The 21,785-nt window shown below is 70.6% G+C and carries 20 protein-coding genes and 1 tRNA gene; 6 read left to right on the top strand and 15 right to left on the bottom strand.

Annotation, left to right across the window (positions count from 1 at the left end):
* Positions 1-101 precede the first annotated feature (101 nt).
* Both ATL45_RS16415 and ATL45_RS16410 read right to left on the bottom strand, forming a co-directional pair.
* Complete coding sequence (locus ATL45_RS16415) at positions 102-1,085, bottom strand: alpha/beta fold hydrolase (protein ID WP_246025386.1); 984 nt, start codon at positions 1,083-1,085, stop codon at positions 102-104.
* A 161-nt stretch (positions 1,086-1,246) separates the two neighbouring features.
* Positions 1,247-1,489, bottom strand: coding sequence for a hypothetical protein (locus ATL45_RS16410; protein WP_093155307.1), 243 nt, complete (start codon positions 1,487-1,489; stop codon positions 1,247-1,249).
* Positions 1,490-1,569: 80 nt separating this feature from the next.
* Here ATL45_RS16410 and ATL45_RS16405 point away from each other — a divergent pair, with 80 nt between their 5' ends.
* The 4 genes from ATL45_RS16405 to rfbA all read left to right on the top strand — a co-directional run bounded on the left by ATL45_RS16405 (position 1,570) and on the right by rfbA (position 3,833).
* Entirely contained in the window at positions 1,570-1,878 is a 309-nt protein-coding gene (locus tag ATL45_RS16405) for a hypothetical protein (RefSeq protein ID WP_093155309.1), read from the top strand.
* Positions 1,879-1,951: 73 nt separating this feature from the next.
* Positions 1,952-2,033: transfer RNA gene (locus ATL45_RS16400), tRNA-Tyr, on the top strand.
* 140 nt (positions 2,034-2,173) lie between these two features.
* Positions 2,174-2,665 carry a YajQ family cyclic di-GMP-binding protein gene (locus ATL45_RS16395; RefSeq protein WP_093155310.1) on the top strand — a complete coding sequence of 164 codons (492 nt, stop codon included), beginning with the start codon at positions 2,174-2,176 and terminating at the stop codon, positions 2,663-2,665.
* Between the two features lie 286 nt (positions 2,666-2,951).
* Positions 2,952-3,833: a glucose-1-phosphate thymidylyltransferase RfbA gene (rfbA, locus tag ATL45_RS16390; protein ID WP_093155312.1), complete on the top strand. Its 882-nt coding sequence runs from the start codon at positions 2,952-2,954 to the stop codon at positions 3,831-3,833.
* Positions 3,834-3,845: 12 nt separating this feature from the next.
* Here rfbA and htpX read toward each other — a convergent pair whose 3' ends face one another.
* Positions 3,846-4,721: a zinc metalloprotease HtpX gene (htpX, locus tag ATL45_RS16385; RefSeq protein ID WP_093155313.1), complete on the bottom strand. Its 876-nt coding sequence runs from the start codon at positions 4,719-4,721 to the stop codon at positions 3,846-3,848.
* A gap of 254 nt (positions 4,722-4,975) precedes the next feature.
* Between htpX and ATL45_RS16380 the strand changes: the two genes are divergently transcribed.
* Positions 4,976-5,881 carry a YceI family protein gene (locus ATL45_RS16380; RefSeq protein WP_093155315.1) on the top strand — a complete coding sequence of 302 codons (906 nt, stop codon included), beginning with the start codon at positions 4,976-4,978 and terminating at the stop codon, positions 5,879-5,881.
* A 182-nt stretch (positions 5,882-6,063) separates the two neighbouring features.
* Here ATL45_RS16380 and ddaH read toward each other — a convergent pair whose 3' ends face one another.
* Entirely contained in the window at positions 6,064-6,918 is an 855-nt protein-coding gene (gene ddaH, locus ATL45_RS16375) for a dimethylargininase (RefSeq protein ID WP_093155316.1), read from the bottom strand.
* 74 nt (positions 6,919-6,992) lie between these two features.
* Between ddaH and ATL45_RS16370 the strand changes: the two genes are divergently transcribed.
* Complete coding sequence (locus ATL45_RS16370; protein WP_177242011.1) at positions 6,993-7,436, top strand: Lrp/AsnC family transcriptional regulator; 444 nt, start codon at positions 6,993-6,995, stop codon at positions 7,434-7,436.
* A 4-nt stretch (positions 7,437-7,440) separates the two neighbouring features.
* Here ATL45_RS16370 and ATL45_RS16365 read toward each other — a convergent pair whose 3' ends face one another.
* From ATL45_RS16365 to nuoF, 11 genes are all read right to left on the bottom strand, one after another.
* Positions 7,441-8,490: a sunset domain-containing protein gene (locus tag ATL45_RS16365; RefSeq protein ID WP_246025385.1), complete on the bottom strand. Its 1,050-nt coding sequence runs from the start codon at positions 8,488-8,490 to the stop codon at positions 7,441-7,443.
* Between the two features lie 107 nt (positions 8,491-8,597).
* Positions 8,598-9,626, bottom strand: coding sequence for a polyprenyl synthetase family protein (locus ATL45_RS16360; protein WP_093155319.1), 1,029 nt, complete (start codon positions 9,624-9,626; stop codon positions 8,598-8,600).
* A 48-nt stretch (positions 9,627-9,674) separates the two neighbouring features.
* A complete protein-coding gene (nuoN, locus tag ATL45_RS16355; RefSeq protein WP_093155321.1) occupies positions 9,675-11,234 on the bottom strand; it encodes an NADH-quinone oxidoreductase subunit NuoN in 1,560 nt (519 codons plus the stop codon).
* Between the two features lie 23 nt (positions 11,235-11,257).
* Positions 11,258-12,835 (bottom strand): NADH-quinone oxidoreductase subunit M, encoded by a 1,578-nt coding sequence (locus ATL45_RS16350; protein ID WP_093155322.1) that lies wholly within the window; start codon positions 12,833-12,835, stop codon positions 11,258-11,260.
* A gap of 52 nt (positions 12,836-12,887) precedes the next feature.
* A complete protein-coding gene (nuoL, locus tag ATL45_RS16345; protein WP_439332458.1) occupies positions 12,888-14,876 on the bottom strand; it encodes an NADH-quinone oxidoreductase subunit L in 1,989 nt (662 codons plus the stop codon).
* Between the two features lie 20 nt (positions 14,877-14,896).
* Positions 14,897-15,196: an NADH-quinone oxidoreductase subunit NuoK gene (gene nuoK, locus ATL45_RS16340; protein WP_093155324.1), complete on the bottom strand. Its 300-nt coding sequence runs from the start codon at positions 15,194-15,196 to the stop codon at positions 14,897-14,899.
* Entirely contained in the window at positions 15,193-16,122 is a 930-nt protein-coding gene (locus ATL45_RS16335; protein ID WP_093155326.1) for an NADH-quinone oxidoreductase subunit J, read from the bottom strand. Before ATL45_RS16335 ends, nuoK begins: the two co-directional genes overlap by 4 nt.
* Positions 16,119-16,685, bottom strand: coding sequence for an NADH-quinone oxidoreductase subunit NuoI (gene nuoI / locus ATL45_RS16330; protein ID WP_093155327.1), 567 nt, complete (start codon positions 16,683-16,685; stop codon positions 16,119-16,121). Before nuoI ends, ATL45_RS16335 begins: the two co-directional genes overlap by 4 nt.
* Positions 16,672-17,970, bottom strand: coding sequence for an NADH-quinone oxidoreductase subunit NuoH (gene nuoH, locus ATL45_RS16325; protein ID WP_093155329.1), 1,299 nt, complete (start codon positions 17,968-17,970; stop codon positions 16,672-16,674). Before nuoH ends, nuoI begins: the two co-directional genes overlap by 14 nt.
* Positions 17,967-20,486, bottom strand: a complete 2,520-nt coding sequence (locus ATL45_RS16320) for an NADH-quinone oxidoreductase subunit G (protein WP_093155330.1) — start codon at positions 20,484-20,486, stop codon at positions 17,967-17,969. Before ATL45_RS16320 ends, nuoH begins: the two co-directional genes overlap by 4 nt.
* Positions 20,483-21,784 carry an NADH-quinone oxidoreductase subunit NuoF gene (gene nuoF / locus ATL45_RS16315; RefSeq protein ID WP_093155332.1) on the bottom strand — a complete coding sequence of 434 codons (1,302 nt, stop codon included), beginning with the start codon at positions 21,782-21,784 and terminating at the stop codon, positions 20,483-20,485. The genes ATL45_RS16320 and nuoF overlap by 4 nt, the downstream gene beginning before the upstream one ends.
* Position 21,785 lies beyond the last annotated feature (1 nt).

Raw genomic sequence — 21,785 nt, 5'->3', positions numbered from 1 at the left:
CACCGCTCGTTGGGCTCAACGCCGCGACCGCGACGATCCTGTGAGGATCACCGCAGCAACCAAATCGCCGCGCACGGTCCGCGCACGCCGCTCACGCGGGGTCACCACGGCAGTCCGAACTCCTCGAAGAAGTCGCGGATCGCCCGGTCCAGATCGGCCAGCCCGGACTCCTCGACGGGCAGGTGGCCCGCCCCGGTCAGCGCGGCGGAGCGGGTCGGCCCGCCGATCCGGTCGAAGAACCGCTCGGACAGCAGCGGCGGCGTCCAGCGGTCGTCCGCGGGATGCGCCAGCAGCACCGGTGGGCCGGTGAACGCCTCCGGCCGGACCGCGGGCGCCGCGCCGAGGCAGCTGCGGACGAAGCCCAGCGCCAGCCAGCTGCCGCCGCCGATGGGGTCGGCCCACACCAGGTTGGCCAGCTGGGCGTGGTTGGACACCGCGGCGATGTTGGCCAGCCAGTGCGTCGGCACCCGCGCCGTCGACAGCGGGCCCGGCACCAGGCCGAGCAGCCCGGACCACCGGGCCATCTCCGGCCGGGCGGCCAGCCGGCGGCGAGCTTCGCTGCGCTGCGGGTCGATGAGGCAGGTGGCGATCACGCCGGCCACCTCGCCGCCGGCGCGCGCGGCGACGTCGTAGGCCAGCCGCCCGCCGGTGCTCATGCCGAGCAGCACGATCGGGCGGTCGTCGCGGGCCCGCTCCAGCGCCACCAGGTCCCGGACGCAGTCGATCCAGTCCTGGTAGGTGGTGCCGCGCCGGGACGCGCGGGTGAGGCCGAAGCCGGGCAGGTCGGGGGCGATGAACTCGAGGTCGGCCAGCGATGGCAGCCGCCCGAACGGGGCGAGCATCCGGCCGTAGGTGCCGATGCCGTGCAGCGCGATCAGCTTGGTCGGCGCGTGCTCCCGCGCGACGCGGTCGACGTGCACCTGGACGTCCCGCCACGACCACCAGTGCTCGGCAGGCGCGTTCTCCTCGGTGATGCGCAGGGCGCCGGGGAAGAAGTCCTGGTAGCGCAGCCAGTAGAGCTGTTCGCGGTAGCCGGGGCCGACGTCGGTGGCGGACCCTGGGGTGGATGGAGCGCTCGAAGGCACACATCGAACATACGGAGTGAACGGGACCGCGCGCATCGGCCGGGAGCAGATCCGCACGTGATCGGCCCGGGCGCGGACAGCCCTGCTGGCCAGCGGAGATGCGGTCCGCCGACGGCGGTCGCGACCTGCGGGAATGTGATCGTCACCGCAATCGGGCGACGTCAGTTCCGCGGATCGAGGCGGACGACATCGGCGTCCAGGTCGAGCGGGCCGCCGGACTCCCGCTCGTCCTCCTTGACCACTTCGACCCAGGCCAGGTGCTCCAGCTGGTGCTTGGCACCCGCGCTGAACAGGCCTTCGACGCCCAGCACCGCCGAGCCCGCCGGGCGCGGCGCGGACTGCAGCCGCTCCGCGTTCCGCTGCGCCTGCCGCCGCTTCGCGCGGGCCGTCCGGTCAATGGCCATGGGCACCAGGCTAGCCGGACGAATCGCCCCCGCTCCGGCTCTGCCGTCAATGCGCCACACCTCGCGTACGCTGCGGAGCCGTGCCGGATCCGTACTTCGTCCAGGTCGACACGGCGGAACTCGCCGACCTGGGGCGGGCGTTCGACGTGGTCGACCAGCACGCCGAGCTCGATCACCGCTACCGCAAGATGCTCGCCGACTCGCAGCGGACGCTGACCGCCGCCGAGGTCCGCCTCACCCAGGCCCGCGGGCTGGCCAAGCGACTGCTGGTCCTGATCAAGGCGGCCGGGCCGGACTTCCCGGACGCCCTGCCCGCCGCCGCGCGCACCGCGCTCGACGCCGGTTCCGCGCAGGCCAACGCGTTGATCTTCGACCCGGAGCAGGCCTGACCGACCCCCGGCGAAACCCGGTGGACGGCCCGATGTATTCTTTTTCCCGCAAGCCAGCGCAGCTGGTGCGCACGCCAGGTTGCCCGAGCGGCCAAAGGGAGCTGACTGTAAATCAGCCGGCATTGCCTTCGGAGGTTCGAATCCTCCACCTGGCACCCAGGAAACCGACCCCGTGATCAGCTGGTCACGGGGTCGGTTTTTTGTTTGAGCGGGGGTGCGAGCCCGCTCGGCGCGCCGCCGCACCCGGTAGCGTGTCCGGACGACACGAGCTGCGTCTCAACGGGAGGTAAGACACGTGGCAAACCCGTCCTTCGACGTGGTGAGCAAGGTGGACCGCCAAGAGGTGGACAACGCCCTCAACCAGGCGGCCAAGGAGCTCACCACCCGCTTCGACTTCCGCGGCACCAACACCAAGATCGAGTGGTCCGGGGAGGCCGCGGTGACGGTGGAGTCCGGGACCGAGGAGCGCTGCAAGGCCGCGATCGACGTCTTCAAGGAGAAGCTGATCAAGCGCGGCATCTCGCTGAAGGCCCTGGACATGAACGAGCCGGCCAGCTCCGGGCAGGTCTACAAGGCCAGCGGCAAGATCGTGCAGGGCATCTCGCAGGACGTGGCGAAGAAGATCTCCAAGAAGATCCGCGACGAGGGCCCGAAGGGCGTGCAGGCGCAGATCCAGGGCGAGCAGCTGCGCGTCACCGGCAAGAAGAAGGACGACCTCCAGGCGGTCATCCAGATGCTGAAGGCGGCGGACTTCGAAGCCCCGCTGCAGTTCGAGAACTACCGCTGACCTGTCGATGATCAGTGGTCACCTTGCGTGGCGGTGCGGGTAGCGGAACCTCAGCGCCCGCCTGGACTGCGGGTGCCCGGCTTTATGTATGACCAATGCACGGCAGCCGGGCCGTCCTCGCCAGGCGAACGCTGAGAACCCGCGGCGGTGCAAGCTGCGAGGGTGGGTTATGCGCCTGGCGGCGCATGCGACACCTTGTGATCGGCGCCAGCCGTGCGTCGCGGCCGCTGTCTACCGCCGAAAGCGGTGTTCGGGCTTCGTGGGTGCTCTAGTGGGAGGTGCTCGGGTGAAGGGGATCGTGCTGGCCGGGGGCAGCGGGACGCGACTGCACCCGTTGACCCAGGTCGTGTCGAAGCAGCTGCTGCCGGTCTACGACAAGCCGATGATCTACTACCCGCTGTCGGTGCTCATGCTGGCCGGGATCCGGGACGTGCTGCTCATCTCCACCCCGGCCGACATGCCGTTGTTCCAGCGGCTGCTCGGCGACGGCTCGCAGTTCGGCATCGAGATCTCCTACGCCGTGCAGCCCGAGCCCAACGGCCTCGCCGAGGCGTTCGTGATCGGCGCCGACTTCGTCGGTGACGACCCGGTGGCGCTGGTGCTCGGCGACAACATCTTCTACGGCCAGGGCTTCTCCGGGATCCTCCAGCAGTGCGTGCGCGACCTCGACGGCTGCACGCTGTTCGGCTACCCGGTCCGCGACCCGGAGCGCTACGGCGTCGGCGAGGTGGACGGCGACGGCCGGCTGCTGTCGATCGTGGAGAAGCCGGCCGAGCCGAAGTCCAACATGGCCATCACCGGGCTGTACTTCTACGACAACGGCGTGGTGGACATCGCCAAGGGCCTCTCGCCGTCGGCGCGCGGCGAGCTGGAGATCACCGACGTCAACCTCGCCTACCTGCGCGAAGGCCGGGCCCACCTGACGTCGCTGGGCCGCGGTTTCGCGTGGCTGGACACCGGCACGCACGACTCCCTGGTGGAGGCAGGCCAGTTCGTGCAGGTGCTGGAGCACCGCCAGGGCGTGCGGATCGCCTGCCTGGAGGAGATCGCGCTGCGGATGGGCTACATCTCCGCGGACGACTGCCACGAGCTCGGCGCCCGCCTCGCGAAGTCCGGCTACGGCCAGTACGTCATGGAAGTCGCCCGCCGCGCGGGCGCCACCGCCTGACCAGCCGCCGCGTCACCAGGCCGGGGGGAGCTGGTGGCCCGCCATGCCTTCGAGGCGGCGGATCCGCTCCGCCATGGGCGGGTGGGTGGAGAAGAGCTTGGCCAGGCGCTCGCCGGGGCGGAACGGGTTCGCGATCATCAGGTGCGACTGCGACACCAGCTGCGGTTCCGGCGCCAGCGGCGCCTGCTGGGTGCCGCGCTCCAGCTTCCGCAGCGCGGAGGCCAGCGCGAGCGGGTCGCCGGTGAGGTGGGCGCCGGACTGGTCGGCCTGGTACTCGCGGGAGCGGCTGACGGCCATCTGCACCACCGCCGCCGCGATCGGCCCGAGCAGCGCCACCAGCAGCATCGCGAACGGGTTCGGGCGGTTCTCGCCCTGGCCGCCCGACATGCCGAAGAACATCCCGAAGTTGGCCAGGAACGTCACGACGCTGGCCAGCGCGCCTGCCACGCACGAGATCAGGATGTCGCGGTTGTACACGTGCGAGAGCTCGTGGCCGAGCACCGCGCGCAGCTCGCGCTCGTTGAGCAGTTCGAGGATCCCGGCCGTGCAGCACACCGCGGCGTTGCGCGGGTTGCGGCCGGTGGCGAAGGCGTTCGGGGCCCGGGTCGGGCTGACGTAGAGCGCGGGCATCGGCTGCTTGGCCGAGGTCGCCAGCTCCCGGACGATCCGGTACATCGCGGGCTGCTCGGCCTCCGACACCGGCCGCGCGTGCATCGCGCGCAGGGCCAGGTTCGCCGAGTTGAAGTAGGCGTACCCGTTCATGCCCAGCGCCACGACCAGCCCGACGATCAGGCCGGTGCGCCCGAACAGCGACCCGACCAGCAACACCAGGGCGCTCATGCCGCCGAGCAGCAATGCCGTTTTCACGCCGTTGAAGTGACTGTGCACCGTGCCTACCTCTACCAAGGCCCCAGCAGGGGCCGACACCTTCCGGATGGCCTCAGCGGACGATCTCCCGCCCTCGTCGAAGGTCACCCAGAGAACGAGCCGGCGCGAGTCGTAGTTCCGCTGGGCGGATGTGCCGAAGGCAACGAGCCGGTGGCAGCGCGAGGCGCTCCGCCGTCGGGATCTAGCATGACCCGCCGGTAGTTGAAATGAAAACTTTGTCCACCGTACCCCTCGGTCGGGCAGGAAGGACCCAGATGATCTTCGCCAAGCTGCGGCGACGTCGTTCGGCAGGCAAGGGCGGTTCGCCGCGCCCCGGCGTCTCCAACTTCCTTCCAACCCCGCTGGACAGCGGTGTCATCACCTGCCAGGTTCAGGACGAGCGGGGGCAGCTGCTGCCCGGAGCGGCCGTGACGCTGGTGGGCAGGCTCAACCAGCAGACCGCGCACGGCATCACCGACAGCTACGGCAGCTTCGCGACGTCGATCGCCCCGGGCACGCACCGGCTGTCGATCAGCGCGGGCGGTTACCGCCGCTACAGCACGCAGGTGGAGGTGGGCGTCAACCGGCACGTCCAGCTCGGCACCGTCCGGCTGTCGCCGGACGAATCGCTGGAGCCGCCGATCCCCGGCCGCTACCGGTTCGACCCGTACCACACCGAGATCCGGTTCGTCGCCCCGCACATCGGCATGTCCAAGATCCACGGCATGTTCAAGGAGTTCGACGGCGTCGTGCAGGTCGCGGAGCGGTTCGAGGACTCGCGGATCGAGGTGGCGATCAACGCGGCGAGCATCGAGACCGGTGTCAAGATGCGCGACGACCACCTGCGCTCGGCGGACTTCTTCGACGTGGCCAACCACCCGCACATCCGGTTCACCAGCGACCGGTTCACGCACCTGCGCGCGGACCGCTGGTCGGTCAGCGGGCACCTGACGCTGCGCGGCACCACCCGCCCGGTCGAGCTGGCCACGACCTACCTGGGCCAGCGCAAGTGGCAGGGCCCGGGCTTCGACGGCGACCTGCGGGTGGCCTGCCACTCCACGGCGACCCTGCGCCGCGAGGACTACTCGGTCGACTGGAAGGCCACGCTGGCCAAGGGGATCGCGGTGGTCGGCCCCACCATCGACCTGGAGATCGGCGTCCAGGCCGTCATGGAGCAGTGACTCCGGCCTGCCGTCGTCCACAGGCAGACCCACCGGCGTGTCGGGTGCCCGACACGCCGGTGGTGCGTCGGGATCTACGCAATTTCAATGGAAATCGGACGTCTGATTTCCATTGAAATTGCCCCGCACCACGAAGGGCACCGCCGCCGGCGGTGCCCTTCGTCCTTCCCCGTCCCCCTCGGTCAGGTGTGCAGTTCGAGCGTGCAGCACTTCGGGCCGCCGCCCGACTTCCGGAGCTCCGAGATGTCCAGCAGGATCGGCTCGTAGCCGCGGTCGGCCAGCTGGGCGGCCAGGCCGGTCGCCTCGGTCGGCAGCACCACGTGCCTGCCGTCGGAGACGCCGTTGAGACCCAGGCAGTCCGCGTCGGCGGCGGTCGCGATCACCGCGTCCGGGAACATCCGCTGCAGCACTCGGCGGGAACCGGCCGAGAACGCCTCCGGGTAGTAGGCGATGCGCGCGTCCGCGCCGCGCCGCAGGACGAACAGCGCGGTGTCCAGGTGGTAGTAGCGCGGGTCGATCAGGCGCAGCGACACCACCGGGACGCCGAGCACCTCCTGCGCCTCGGCGTGCGCCTCCGGGTCGGTGCGGAAGCCGCTGCCCGCCAGCAGGACCTGCCCGGTCCAGGCGAAATCGCCCTCGGCCTCGTTGATCCGGGACGGCATCACCAGGTCGCGGTACCCGCGGGTGGTGAACCAGCGCCGGAAGTGCTCGGCCTCCGCCGCCCGCTGCGGCGCGCGGAACCGGGCGCCGAGCACCCGGCCGTCGATCACGGTCGCCGAGTTGGCCGCGAAGACCATGTCCGGCAGGCCGGGCTGGGGCTCGACGACCTCGACGGTGTGGCCGAGGCGTTCGTAGGTGCGCTTGAGCTCGTCCCACTGGGCCATCGCGCGGTCGGCGTCCACCGGCGTTCCGGGGTCCATCCACGGGTTGATGGAGTACTCGACGGTGAAGTACTGCGGTGGGCACATCAGGTAGTGCCGCGGGGTGGCGCGCGGCGTCTGGATCGGTTGGGGAGCCTGATCGGCGATGACCGTCATGAATCGAAATGTAAGCGGTGGCCGGAACAGCCATCAATAACGCTACGTTCGATTTTTGCGGCAGAATGTTGCGTATGGACGTCCTGGATCAACGAATCATTTCGCACCTGGTCGCCGACGCTCGGGCGAGCTACGCGGAGATCGGTGCGGAGGTGGGCCTGTCCGCGCCCGCGGTGAAGCGGCGCGTGGACAAGCTGCTGGACCTCGGCGTGCTGCAGGGCTTCACCGCGGTCGTGGACCCGGAGGCGCTGGGCTGGGGCACCGAGGCGTTCGTCGAGGTGCACTGCTCCGGGAACGTCCCCGCGCACCGGATCCGCACCGGCCTGGAGCCGCTGCCGGAAGTCGTCGCGGCCTACACCGTCTCCGGCCAGGCCGACGCGATCGTCCACCTGCGCGCGGCGAACATCCACCACCTGGAAGAAGCCATGGAGCGCCTGCGGTCGGTCGAGTTCGTCAGCCGGACGGTCTCCACCGTCGTGCTCTCCCGCCTCCTGGAGCGCCAGCCCCAGCCCGAGTGACGGCTCAGCCGCCGTTCCAGGAGGTGAAGCCGGCGATCTCGGCGTCCTTGGACGAGCGGAACCAGACGTCGGCGACGATGTCGTCGTACTGGGGCGATTCCGGGGTGTGGTACTGGCGGGACGCCGAGTGGCCCTTCACCATCGGGCCGGACCAGCCGCTGTCGCGACCGGGGTGCGGGCCCGCGCCCGGCGTGCGCTGCGGGAGCGGCGGGACGTCCTCGTCGTCGGCGACTGCGGGCATGACCTGCGTCGCCTCCGCGCCGACCGGCGGAACGTACGGCGTCGCCGGCTGGGCGCCGCTCTTCTGCTCCGACTCGAACAGCGATCGCAGCTGGCCGGACAGGCGCTCGGCGTCCTCCAGCTGGCCGGAGAAGGAAGCCGCGGGCTGCGGTTCCTCGCGGCCGACCGGCGTCACCGCCGTATCGGGCTCCGCGCTGTCCTTCGCGTTGGCGCCGCTCGGTTCGGTCCGGGTGTCCGCACGGTCCTCCGGCTCGACGCGGCCAGGCCCGGCCCAGGTGTCGGCACCGTCCGTCGGATCAGCAGACGCACGCCAGGTGTCGGCGTCGTCCTCCGGACCGGCGGACGCACGCCAGGTGTCGGCATCGCCCGTCGGGCCTGCGGACTCGACCCGGGTGTCCGCGTCGCCCTTCGGATCGGCGGGTCCGTCCAGGACCCGCGGCTGGACCGCGGTCGCCGCGGGGTCGAGGCCGCCTTCCGGCGCCTCCTCGTCCCACTTGCGGAACCAGGTGTTCTCGGTGTCCTCTTCCGGTTGCAGGCGCGGGTCGGCCCACGCGCGCGGCGGGCGGTCCCAGTCGCCGATCGGCGGCTCGTCCGGGTCGCGCGGAGGCGTCGGCCGCAGCAGCTCCAGCGGTTCCCGCGCGGTGTCCGGCTCGTCGTAGTCGGCCGTCCGGTCGTAGTCGTAGTCCGGGTACTCGGCGACCTCCGCCAGGCGCCGCTGCAGCGGGCGGACGAACAGCAGCCAGGTGATCAGGGCGCCGAGCGCGAACGCGGCGAGGCTCCACAGCCACACCTGGGTGAACAGCCAGGTGATCACGAGAGATGTCCTTCCTCAGCGCCGCCGGTGGTTCCCGGCATGCCTACCACGGAGCAGCACCGCGCCGAGGCGGTGTGATCGGCTCGTGATCGCAATCCGGCCACCGCTCAGCGGGTCCGCGCCACCACGTAGTCGACCAGCACGGACAGCGCTTCGCGGGCCGGGGTGTCCGGCAGCGAGGCGAGCTCCTTGCGGGCGTCTGCGGCGTACTCGTCCAAGGTCGCGCGAGTGCGCTCCAAGCCGTTCGACGCGCGCAGCAGCTCCAGCGCTTCGTGCACCTCGGCGTCGTCGGACAGCGCGCGGGACAGCAGGTCGCGCAGCCGGGGTTCGGTCTCCGGGTCGGCCAGCGCGTACAGCATCGGCAGCGTGCGCACGCCCTCGCGGAGATCGGTGCCCGGCGTCTTGCCGGACTCGTCGGCCGGCGAGGCGATGTCGATGATGTCGTCGGAGATCTGGAACCCGATGCCGATGAGCCGGCCGATCCGCTCCAGCGACTCGACGATCGCCTGGTCCGCACCGGAGAACCACGCGCCGAACCGGCCCGCGGTGGCGATCAGCGAACCCGTCTTCTCGAAGACCACCCGCAGGTAGAACTCCACGGCGTCCTCGTCGGGGCCGACCCCGACGGTCTCCCGCATCTGCCCGGTGACCAGCAGCTCGAAGGTGCGCGCCATCTCGCGGACCGCTTCCGCGCCCAGGTCGGCGATCAGCGCCGACGCCTGCGCGAACAGGAAGTCCCCGGTCAGGATGGCGATCGAGTTGTCCCAGCGGGCGTTGGCGCTGGTCGCGCCGCGCCGCATGGTCGCCTCGTCCATCACGTCGTCGTGGTAGAGCGTGGCCAGGTGGATCATCTCCACCACCGCGGCGGACTTGGTCACCGCCTCCGCCTGCGGGTCGCCGAACTGCGCGGCCAGCAGGGTGAACAGCGGCCGGAACCGCTTGCCCCCGGCGTCGACCAGGTGGAGCGAGGTGCGGGTGGCGAACTCGAAGTCGCTCTGCACCGAGTCGTGCAGCAACCGCTCCACCCGAGCGATGCCCTGCTGCACCGACTCGGCCAACGCCGCATCGGTGATGTCGATCCCGATCCCACTGCCCTTGATCAGCTCGCTGATCGGGTCTCCCGCTGGCCTGCTCACGTCACCGTCGCCTTCGCTCCCCCAACGATCGCCCTACCGGCGTGCACTCTACGACACGAAGCCACCGACGTTCGCCCAGTCCAGCGCCAACGTCGGCAGCACGCCCAGCAGCAGCGTGACGACCACACCGAGCGTGATCGCGGCTGTCGTGAACGCACCCGGCACGCTGACGGTGGGGCCGTCCGCGGCGGGTTCCCGGAAGTACATCAGCACGATGACACGGAGGTAGAAGAACGCGGCAACCGCACTGGCCAGCAGGGCGACCACCACCAGCGGGGCCATCCCGTCGGCCAGCGCCGCCTCGAAGACCACGAACTTCCCGATGAAACCGCTCGTCAGCGGGATGCCGGCGAGGGCGAACAGCAGGAAGGTGAACACCCCGGCGACCAGCGGCGAGCGCTTCGCCAGGCCCGCCCAGTCGGAGAGGTGAGTTGCCTCACCATCGGAGCGCCGCACCAGGCTGATCACGCCGAAGATCGCGATCGTGCTGAACCCGTAGGCCAGCAGGTAGAACAGCGTGCCGGACAGACCGCGCTCGGTCAGCGCCAGCGAACCGACCAGCATGAACCCGGCGTGCGCCACCGAGGAGTAGGCGACCATCCGCTTGATGTCGGTCTGGGTCAGGCCGAGCACCACGCCGATCACCATCGAGGCGATCGCGACGGCCCACAGCACGCCGTTCCACTCCCAGCTCGACGCCTCGAAGGCGACCTGCAGCACCCGCAGGATCGCGCCGAAGGCCGCGACCTTGGTGCAGGCTGCCATGAATCCGGTCACCGCGGTCGGGGCGCCCTGGTAGACGTCCGGCGTCCAGGTGTGGAACGGGCCGACGGAGGCCTTGAACAGCAGACCCACCAGCAGCAGGCCGAGGCCGGCGAACAGCAGCGTGTCCGAGCGGTCCGATCCGGCGGTGGCGTCGGCGATGGCCTGCAGCTTCACCGAACCCGCGTAGCCGTAGAGCAGCGCCAGGCCGTACAGGAAGAACGCCGAGGCGAAGGCACCGAGCAGGAAGTACTTCACCGCGGCTTCCTGCGAGAGCAACCGGCGCCGCTTGGCCAGGCCGCACATCAGGTACAGCGGGAGGCTCAGCGTCTCCAGCGCGATGAACATGGTCAGCAGGTCGTTCGCCGCGACGAAGACCAGCATGCCGCCGAGCGAGAACAGGGCGAGCGGGAAGACCTCGGTGCGCATGCCCGACACCGCGGCCGCGGCGCGGCTCATGGTGCCCGGCCCTTCGGAGCGCCGCTCCTCGGAGACGAACGAGCCGCCCGGCTCGACCGAGCGGTCCGCGATCAGCAGGATCGCGGCCAGGCCGAGCGCGAGCAGGGTGCCCCACAGGAACAGGGTGGGCGGGTCGATCGCCAGGGTGTCCGACAGCGTCGTCACCCCGGTGCCGCCCGAGCGCGCGTACACCGCCAGCGCGATCCCGGCGGCCACGATGGACACCAGGCTCAGCCCGACCTGCACCGGCCACCGCTGGTGCCGCGGCAGGAACGCCTCGACCAGGATCGCCACGCAGGCCGCGCCGAGGATGATCAGGATCGGGGCGATCGCCGCGTAGTCGATGGGCGGGATGTCGATGGATTGCGCCTGTGCCAGCGCACCCACGTCCCTCGTCAAGACACCCACTGTCAGTTACCTCCCTGCGAGGTCACGGGGTCGGTGACGCCGACCTCGCTCATGGTTGCCGCGACCGACGGGTTGATCACGTCCAGCACCGGCTTCGGGTAGAAGCCCAACGCGAGCACCAGCACGATCAGCGGGGTCAGCACGGCGATCTCGCGGGCGCCGAGGTCGGCGATCCGGAGCCGGTGCGCGCCCGGCTTGTTCGGGTCGGTGACCGCGCCCGGCCCGCCCGCGGTGCCCAGCAGCGCGTCGCCGCGCAGCGGGCCCTGCATGGTGCGCTGGAAGAGCCACAGCACGTAGACCGCGGCCAGCACCATGCCGATGGTGGCCAGCACGGTGTACACCGGCCGGGTCTCGAAGGATCCGATGAGCACGAGGAACTCGCTGATGAACGAGTTCGTGCCGGGCAGCGACAGGGTGCTCAGCCCGGCGATCAGCAGCGTGCCCGCCAGCAGCGGCGTCACCTTCGCCATGCCGCCGTAGTCGGCGATGCGGGTGGAGCCGCCGCGGGTGATCACCATGCCGATCACCAGGATCAGCATGCCGGTGGCGATGCTGTGGTTGACCATGTACGATACCGCGCCGACGTGCGACTGCGAGGTGAACGCGAAGATGCCCAGCGCGATGAACCCGAAGTGCGCGATCGAGACGTAGGCGATGAACCGCTTGAAGTCGGTCTGCCCGAACGCCTGGAACGAGCCGTAGAGCACACCGACGACCGCCAGCACCAGCACCAGCGGTGCGAGCAGCTGCGAGGCGTCCGGCGTCAGCGGCAGGCTGTAGCGCAGGAAGCCGAAGGTGCCGACCTTGTCCAGCACGCCGACCACGATCACCGCGACGCCGATCGGCGCCTGCTGCGCGGCGTCCGGCAGCCAGGTGTGGAACGGGATCAGCGGGGCCTTGATGGCGAACGCGGCGAAGAAGCCGAGGAACAGCCACACCTGCACGCTCGTCGGCGCGTCCCGCAGGACCGGCACCAGCGTCGCCCAGTCGAAGCTGCCGCGACCGGTGACCTCCGCGGCGTAGACGTAGGCGCCGATCGCCGAGGCCAGCATGATCAGGCCGCCGAGGAAGGAGTACAGGAAGAACTTCATCGCGGCGTAGGTGCGCTTCTCACCGCCGTAGCTGCCGATGAGGAAGTACATCGGGATCAGCATGATCTCGAACAGCACGTAGAACAGGAACAGGTCGGTCGCGGCGAACACCGCCACCGTCAGCGCCTGCTCCAGCAGCAGCAGCGAGAAGAACCCGCCGTGCGACCGGCCCTCCGGCAGCCGCTCGCCCCAGCTGTAGCCGAGCACCAGCGGGGTGAGCAGCGCGATCACCGCGATCATCACCAGCGCGATGCCGTCCACGCCGAAGGACAGCCGGATGTCGAACGCCGGGATCCACGCCACCGAGCTGGTGAGCTGCAGCCGCGGTCCGGCCGGGTCGTAGGCGGCCCACGCGGCGAGCGCGAGCACGAGCTCCACCAGGGAGAACCCGAGCGCGGTCCACTTCGCCGCCGGCGCGTTGCCGCGCAGCAGCGCCACCACCACCGACCCGGCGATCGGCAGCAGGATCAGTGCGACGAGCAGGGTCATCGGATCTCCTCCCGGAGCTCGCTGCTGGATCCGCAGTGGACGTGTGATCGGGTCATGACGGGATCCCCACGGCCATCAGGGCGGCGATCACCACGATGCCGCCGAAGAGCATGGACAGGGCGTAGGACCGGACGAAACCGGTCTGCCAGCGGCGCAACCGGCCGGAGGTGAAGCCCAGGAGCCCGGCGATGCCGTTGACCGCGCCGTCCACGCCCTTGTTGTCCACAGTGACCAGTCCGCGCGCCAGGCCGAACGCCGGCTTCACCGCGACGGCGTTGTTCAGCGCGTTGCCGCCCAGGTCGGCGCGGGCCGCCCGGACGATCGGCGACACCCGCTGCGGGCGCTCCACCGGCACCGGTTTGCGCCCGACCACCAGCCAGGCGACCAGCGCGCCGAGCGCGGAGATCGCCACGGTCAGCACCGGGATCGCGGCGTGCGGGATGGGGCTGTGCCCGGCTTCCTGGAGCTCGCCCAGCGACGGCGTCAGGAAGCCGACCAGCCGGTCGCCGCCTGCGAAGAACATGCCCGCCGCCACCGAACCGATGGCCAGCACGATCATCGGCGCCGTCATCACGGTCGGCGACTCGTGCGGGTGGAAGTCCTTGCCGTTGGCGGCCTTCAAGTTCTGCCAGCGCTTCTCGCCGAAGAACGTCATCAGCACCAGGCGAGTCATGTAGAAGGCGGTGATGCCCGCGCCCAGCAGCGCCGCGCCGCCGAACACCCAGCCGCGCCAGCCCTCCTGGCCGAACGCCGCCTCGATGATGGCGTCCTTGGAGTAGAAGCCGGACAGGAACGGGAACCCGATCAGCGCCAGGTAGCCGAGGCCGAAGGTGGCGAAGGTGATCGGCATGTACCGGTAGAGGCCGCCGAACTTGCGCATGTCGACCTCGTCGTTCATGCCGTGCATCACCGAACCGGCGCCGAGGAACAGCCCGGCCTTGAAGAAGCCGTGGGTGAGCAGGTGCATGATGCCCAGCGCGTACCCGGCCGGGCCGAGCCCGACGGCCAGCATCATGTAGCCGATCTGGCTGACCGTGGAGTACGCCAGGACCTTCTTGATGTCGTCGTAGGCGCAGCCGATGACGCACCCGACCAGCAGCGTGACCGCACCGACGACGGTGACCGCCAGCTGCCCGCCCGGCGAGAGCGAGAACAGCGGGTTGGCGCGGGCGATCAGGTACACGCCCGCGGTGACCATCGTGGCGGCGTGGATGAGCGCGGAGACCGGCGTCGGGCCCTCCATCGCGTCCGGCAACCACGCCTGCAGCGGGACCTGGCCGGACTTGCCGCAGGCGCCCAGCAACAGCAGCAGCGTGATGGCCAGCAGCACGCCCGGCGTGAGCTCACCGGCGCGGGCGAAGACCTCGGTGTACTGCGTGGTGCCCAGCTTCGCGAACAGCAGGAAGATGGCCAGCGCCAGGCCGATGTCGCCGACCCGGTTCATCACGAACGCCTTGGTCGCCGCCGCGGCCGCCGACGGGCGACCCTGCCAGAAGCCGATCAGCAGGTAGGAGGCGAGGCCGACGCCCTCCCAGCCCAGGTACAGCGTCACGAAGCTGTTGCCCAGCACCAGGATCAGCATCGCGGCGACGAACAGGTTCAGGTAGGCGAAGAACCGGCGCCGCTCGGTGTTGTCCCGGCCGGTGCGGCCCTCCTGGTCGTGCGACATGTAGCCGATCGAGTAGATGTGGATCAGCGATCCGACACCGGTGATCAGCAGCAGGAACACCATCGACAGCGGGTCCAGCCGGAGCCCGAAGTCGACCTGCAGGGCGTTGACCGGGATCCAGGAGAACAGGTGCAGCTCGCGCACCTGGCCGCTGGCGGGCATCCCGGAGATGGAGCCGAACAGCAGCACGCCGTACACGAAGGACGCGATCACCGTGGCGCAACCGAGGATGTGCCCCCAGCCGTTGGCCCGGCGTCCGGCGACGAGCAGGACCAGCGCGCCCAGCGCGGGGAAAGCGACCAGCAACCAGGCGTTCTCCTGGATGGCACCGGCTGCCGCCGTCACCTCGGGGCTGGTCCCGGTAGTCATCATTGCCGTCACCACGCGCCCTCTCAGTACTTCAGCAGGTTGGCGTCATCGACCGAGGCCGAGCGACGCGTCCGGAAGATCGACATGATGATGGCCAGGCCGACCACCACCTCGGCCGCCGCGACCACCATCACGAAGAAGGCCATGACCTGCCCGTGCACCGATCCCTCGATGCGGGCGAAGGTCACCAGGGTCAGGTTGACCGCGTTGAGCATCAGCTCGATGCACATGAACACCACGATGGCGTTGCGCCGCACCAGCACCCCGACCGCGCCGATGGTGAACAGCAGCGCCGAGAGCAGCAGGTAGTAGGTGGGGGTCACTGCCGGACCTCCTCGGAGGGGACGTGCTCGGTCTCGTGGCCGTTGTTGTTCGACCCGTTGCCGTCCGCGCGCGGCGCCTGCTCCGGCACCTCGGGCGATTCCTCGTGGTGCCCGGCGGTCAGCGCGTGCGGGTCGGGTGCGGCCGTCTCGCCCGCGACCGCCCGGCGGTCCTCGCCGAGCCGGTCGGCGGGCAGGTTCTCCAGCAGTTCGGACAGCGATTCCGGCGCCACCGAACCGTCCGGCAGCAGCGCGGGCACGGCCACCGAGTTGGTGGTGGCGTACACGCCGGGGCCGGGCAGCGGCGACGGGCGGGAGCTGCGGAAGCGGGCGTTGGCCCGCTCCTTCTGGCTCAGCCTCGGGCCGCGGCCCTTGCCGCCGTAGGCCAGCACCATCGCGCCGATGCAGGCGGTGATCAGCAACGCCGAGGTCAGCTCGAACGGGAACAGGTAGTCGGTGAAGATCAGCCGGCCGAGGCCGCCCGCACCGCCACCGGCCGGCGACCACGGGTTCAGCGGGGCGGCGACCGGAACGTCGGTGAGCGCCCGCGCCAGCCCGGTCACCAGCAGCGCGGCCAGCCCGATGCCGCCGAGCCCGGCCCACAGCCGCTGCCCGCGCAGCACTTCGACCACCGAGTCCGAGGAATCGCGGCCGACCATCATCAGCACGAACAGGAACAGCATCATGATCGCGCCGGTGTAGACGATGATCTGGGTGAATCCGAGGAACTGCGCGCTCTGCGCCATGTAGAGCACGCCGAGGCACAGCATCGTCAGCACCAGGAACAGCGCGGAGTGCACCGCGTTGCGCGCGAACACCATACCCAGCGCACCGACCAGCGCCAGCGGGCCCAGGACCCAGAAGGCAGCGGTCTCACCGGCGCCGACGGCGGCGCCCTGGGCGAGGAACTGCGCGGTTGCGAGGGTCATCGCCTGGCCTCCTCGTGCCCGGACTCGACCGTCTCGTCCGCCGGGACCCCGCGCTGCCGGGCGAGCTCGGGACCGCGCACGTAGTAGTCCTGCTCGTCCTCGCCGAGCCGCATCGGGTGCGGCGGCTGCTCCATGCCGGCCAGCAGCGGGGCCAGCATGTCCTCCTTGGTGTAGATCAGGTCCTGGCGGTTGTCGTCGGCGGTCTCGTACTCGTTGGTCATCGTCAGCGCCCGCGTCGGGCACGCCTCGATGCACAACCCGCAGCCGATGCAGCGCAGGTAGTTGATCTGGTAGTCCTTGCCGTAGCGCTCACCGGGCGAGTAGCGCGCTTCCTCGGTGTTGTCCCCGCCCTCCACGAAGATCGCGTCGGCCGGGCACGCCCAGGCGCACAGCTCGCAGCCCACGCACTTCTCCAGCCCGTCCGGGTGCCGGTTGAGCTGGTGGCGACCGTGGAACCGCGGCGCCGGGACCTTCTTGACCTCCGGGTACTCCTCGGTGACGACCTTCTTGAACATCGTCGAGAAGGTGACGCCGAAGCCCTTGATCGGATCAAACATTCCCATCAGGCGCCTCCTCGCCGTCCGCGCGCCCGACCTCACCCGCGGCACCGGTGCGCACCGGGCGCGGCGGGGCCTCGGGGACCTGCAGGTCCAGCGGCGGAATCGGGTAACCGCTGCCCGCCAGCGGCACTTCGTCGGTGTCCTTGGCCGGACGGCGGTCCGGGATCAGGAACGTGGCCACCAGCAGCACCGCGATCACCACGCCGCCGCCGATGAGGAACTGCTGGGTGGTCACCGTGTCGTCGTTGCGCACCGCGCGGATCACCACCACCGCGATGATCCACACCAGGCTCGCCGGGACCAGGATCTTCCAGCCCAGGTTCATGAACTGGTCGTAGCGCAGGCGGGGCAGGGTGCCGCGCAGCCAGATGAAGAAGAACAGGAACGCGATCGTCTTGCCGAGGAACCACAGCGCCGGCCACCAGCCGGTGTTGAGCACCCCGTCGCCGATCAGCGACAGCGGCCACGGCGCGTGCCAGCCGCCGAGGAACAGCGTGGTCGCCAGCGCCGAGACGGTGACCATGTTGATGTACTCGGCGAGGAAGAACAGCGCGAACTTCAGCGAGGAGTACTCGGTGTGGAAGCCGCCGACCAGCTCCGACTCGGCCTCCGGGAGGTCGAACGGAGCGCGGTTGGTCTCACCGACCATCGAGATCACGTAGACCACGAAGCTGAACGGCAGCAGCAGGAAGAACCAGCCGTTGGCCTGGGCTTCGACGATGCCCGCGGTGGACATCGTGCCCGCGTACATGATCACCGCGACGAACGACAGGCCCATCGCGATCTCGTAGGAGATCACCTGCGCGGCCGAGCGCAGCGAGCCGAGCAGCGGGTACGGCGACCCGGACGCCCAGCCGGCCAGCACGATGCCGTACACGCCGACGGACGCGCAGGCCAGCACCACCAGCAGGCCGACCGGCAGGTCGACCAGCTGCAGCGCGGTCCGCTCGCCGAAGATGGTGACCTCGGGGCCGATCGGGATCACCGAGAACGCCACCAGCGCGGGCGTCGCCGAGATCACCGGGGCCAGGAAGTACACCCACTTGTCGGCCAGGACCGGCCGGATGTCCTCCTTGAACGCCAGCTTCAGACCGTCGGCCAGCGACTGCAGGATGCCGAACGGGCCTGCCCGGTTCGGGCCCGGCCGGTTCTGCATCCGGCCGATCACCCGGCGCTCCGCCCAGATCGTCAGCAGCGTCATGACGACCAGGAAGGCGAAGATCACCACGACCTTCAGCAGGATCAGCCAGATCGGGTCGTCGGCGAGCAGTTCCGCGGTTGTGGTCATGCTCTCCCCCCGTTGAGGTGGGTGGTGCCGTGGCCGTTGCCGGCCGCGGGGGACATCGGCGTGGTGGCGGTGATGTCGACGAGCGACCCGTGCCCGGCGCCGAGCGCGCGGTGCACCCGCGAGGTGCCGGAGTCGGTCGGCAGCCACACCACGTCATCGGGCATCTCGGCCAGCTCCACCGGCAGCACGATCGAGCCCTTGGCGGTGCGCACCTCGATGCGCTGGGCGTGCCCGAGTTCGATGCGCTGCGCGGTGCGCGGCGAGAGCACGGCGACGGTGCGGCGCGCGGTGCCCGCCAGGTTCGGCTCCTCGGCCTGCAGCGAGCCGTTGTCCAGCAGCTGCCGCCAGGTCGCGAGCACCGCCTGGCCCGGGCCCGGAACCGGCGCGGTGGCGGCCGGTTCGTCCGGGCCGGGCAGCCGCTCGCCGATGTTCGGGCCGATGCGGTCGAGCTCGGCGGCCGCCGCGGCCGGGGTCTGGGTGAACAGGTCGGCGTCCATCTCCACCGCGAGGGTGTCCAGGACCCGGCAGTCCGGCAGCGCCCCGGTGCCCTCGATGGTGGTGCGGAACTCGCGGCGGCGGCCTTCCCAGTTCAGGTAGCTGCCGGACTTCTCCACGCTCGGCGCGATGGGCAGCACCACGTCGGCCTGCTCGGTGACCGCGCTGGCCCGCAGCTCCAGGCTGACCACGAAGTCCGCGCGGCGCAGGGCCTGCTCGGCCAGCGCCGGATCGGGCAGGTCGTTCGGGTCGACACCGCCGACGACCAGCCCGGAGAGCTCTCCGGCCGCGGCCGCGGCGAGGATGCCGGTGAGATCGCGGCCGACGGCCGCGGGCAGCGCTCCGGAGCCCACGCCCCAGGTCTGCTCGATCTCGGCGCGGGCCGCGGCGTCGGCGACCGGCCGGCCACCGGGCAGCAGCGTCGGCAGCGCACCCGCCTCGATCGCACCGCGCTCGCCCGCCCGGCGGGGGATCCAGGCGACGCGGGCGCCGGTGCGCTGCGCGGCGCGCAGGATCTCCGAGTACAGCCCGGGAACCTCCGCCGCGCGTTCGCCGACGACCAGCACCGCGCCCGGCTGCCGGAGCGATTCCTCCACTTCGGACGGCAGCGACCGCAGCGCGGCGGCCTCCCCGCCCGGCGTGCACGGCACCAGCTCGCCGGTGCGGACCGGGCCGCCGTTGTGCACGATGACCGTGGTCTTCTCGACACCCGGCGAGGTGCGCGGGCCGAGGTGGAACACCTTCGTCTTCCCCTGGCGAGCCGCCTTGCGCAGCCGCAGGAAGACGATCGGCGATTCCTCCTCGGGTTCGAAGGTCACGCACAGCACCGCGGGCGCGGCCTCCAGGTCCCGGTAGGTGACCCCGGTCCCCGGCGTCGTTCCCACCACTGCGGACTCCAGGAACCGCAGCTCCTCGTCGGAGTGCGGCCGCGCGCGGAAGTCGATGTCGTTGGTGCGCAGGGCGATCCGCGCGAACTTCGAGTACGAGTAGGCGTCCTCGACGGTCAGCCGACCGCCCGGCAGCACGCCGACCCCGCCCGCGTCGCGGGCCTCGGCGAGGCCCTTGGCCGCGGCCTGCAGCGCCTCGGTCCACGACGCCTCGCGGAGCTCGCCGTTCTCCCGGATCAGCGGGCGGGTGATGCGGTCACCGGCGGTGGCGTAGCGGAACGCGAACCGGCCCTTGTCGCAGATCCACTCCTCGTTGACCTCCGGGTCGTCCCCGGCCAGCCGCCGCGTCACCTTGCCGCGCCGCCAGTCGTTGCGGATCTCGCAGCCCGAGGCGCAGTGCTCGCACTGGCCCGGCGTGGAGACCAGGTCGAACGGCCGGGACCGGAACCGGTAGGCCGCGCTGGTCAGCGCGCCGACCGGGCAGATCTGGATGGTGTTGCCGGAGAAGTAGCTCTGGAACGGCTGCTGCTCGCCGGTGCCGATCTGCTGCAGCGCGCCGCGCTCCAGCAGCTCGATGAACGGGTCACCGGCGATCTGCTTGGAGAACCGGGTGCAGCGCTGGCACAGCACGCAGCGCTCGCGGTCCAGCAGCACCTGCGAGGAGATCGGCACCGGCTTGGCGAAGGTCCGCTTGGTGTCCCGGAAGCGGGATTCGGCCCGGCCGTGCTTGAGCGCCTGGTTCTGCAGCGGGCACTCGCCGCCCTTGTCGCAGATCGGGCAGTCCAGCGGGTGGTTGATCAGCAGCAGCTCCATCACGCCCTGCTGCGCCTTGTCCGCCACCGGCGAGGTCTGCTGCGTCTTGACCACCATGCCGTCGGCGACGGTCATCGTGCAGGACGCCTGCGGCTTGGGCATCGGCCTGCCGCCCATCTCGACCTCGACCAGGCACTGCCTGCAGGCCCCGGCGGGGTCCAGCAGCGGGTGGTCGCAGAAGCGCGGGATGGTGATGCCCATCCGCTCCGCGGTGCGGATCAGCAGCTCGCCCTTGGGCGCCTCGACCTCGATCCCGTCGATGGTCAGGCGGACGTAGCCCTCCGGCACCGGGCGGGCTTCTGATTCTGGTGCCACCGTCATCGGGCCGCTCCTACCAGTTCCGGCTCGCCGGTCTTGTTCTTCTCACACAAAGCGAGGAACTCCTCGCGGAAGTACTTGATGCCGCTGACGATCGGGCTCACCGCGCCGTCGCCGAGCGCGCAGAACGAGCGGCCGAAGATGTTGTCGCAGATGTCCAGGAGGGTGTCGATGTCCTCCTGGGTGCCGTGTCCGGCGACCATCCGCTCCAGCACCTGGGCCAGCCAGTAGGTGCCCTCGCGGCAGGGCGTGCACTTGCCGCAGGACTCGTGCTCGTAGAACTGCGTCCACTTCATCACGGCCCACGGCACCGACACCGTCTCGTTGAACACCATCACCGCGGTGGTGCCCAGCATCGAACCGGCCTCGGCCGCGCCCTCGAAGTCCAGCGGCACGTCCAGGTGCTCGGCGGTGAACATCGGCGTCGACGAGCCGCCCGGCGTCCAGAACTTCAGCGGGATGCCGTCCTTCATGCCGCCCGCCAGCTCCAGCAGCTCCCGCAGCGTGGTGCCCAGCGGGGCCTCGTACTGGCCCGGCTTCTCCACGTGCCCGGAGATCGAGTAGATCTTCGGGCCCGGCGACTTCTCGCCGCCCATGGTGCGGAACCAGTCGGCGCCGCCGTTGACGATGTAGGGCACGGTGGCGATCGTCTCGACGTTGTTCACCGTGGTCGGGCAGGCGTAGAGGCCGGCGGCGGCCGGGAACGGCGGCTTGAGCCGCGGCTGCCCGCGCTTGCCCTCCAGCGAGTCCAGCAGCGCGGTCTCCTCGCCGCAGATGTAGGCGCCCGCGCCCGCGTGCACCACGATGTCCAGGTCGAACCCGGAGCCCAGGATGTCCTTGCCCAGGTAGCCGGCCTGGTAGGCCTCGCGCACCGCGTTGTTCAGCCGCCGGATCGGGTGCAGCGCCTCACCGCGCACGTAGATCATGCAGTGGTTGGCGCGCATCGCGTAGCTGGCGATGACGCAGCCCTCGATCAGCGAGTGCGGATCGGCCATCATCAGCGGGATGTCCTTGCAGGTACCCGGTTCGCCCTCGTCGGCGTTGATCACCAGGTAGTGCGGCTTGGTGGGCTCCTTGGGCATGAAGCTCCACTTCACGCCCGCCGGGAACCCGGCGCCGCCGCGCCCGCGCAGGCCCGCCGACTTGACCAGTTCGACGAGCTGGTCGGGCGTGCCCGCCAGCGCCTTGCGCAGCGCGGTGTAGCCCTCCAGCTGCTCGTAGGTGCGCAGGGTCCAGGAGTTCGGCGAGAGCCACCGCTTGGTCAGGACCGGCGTCACCGGGCTGATGCTTGGTCGCGTCATT

Source organism: Saccharopolyspora antimicrobica, from assembly GCF_003635025.1.
GTDB lineage: Bacteria > Actinomycetota > Actinomycetes > Mycobacteriales > Pseudonocardiaceae > Saccharopolyspora > Saccharopolyspora antimicrobica.
This window is presented reverse-complemented; position numbering and strand designations above follow the sequence as displayed.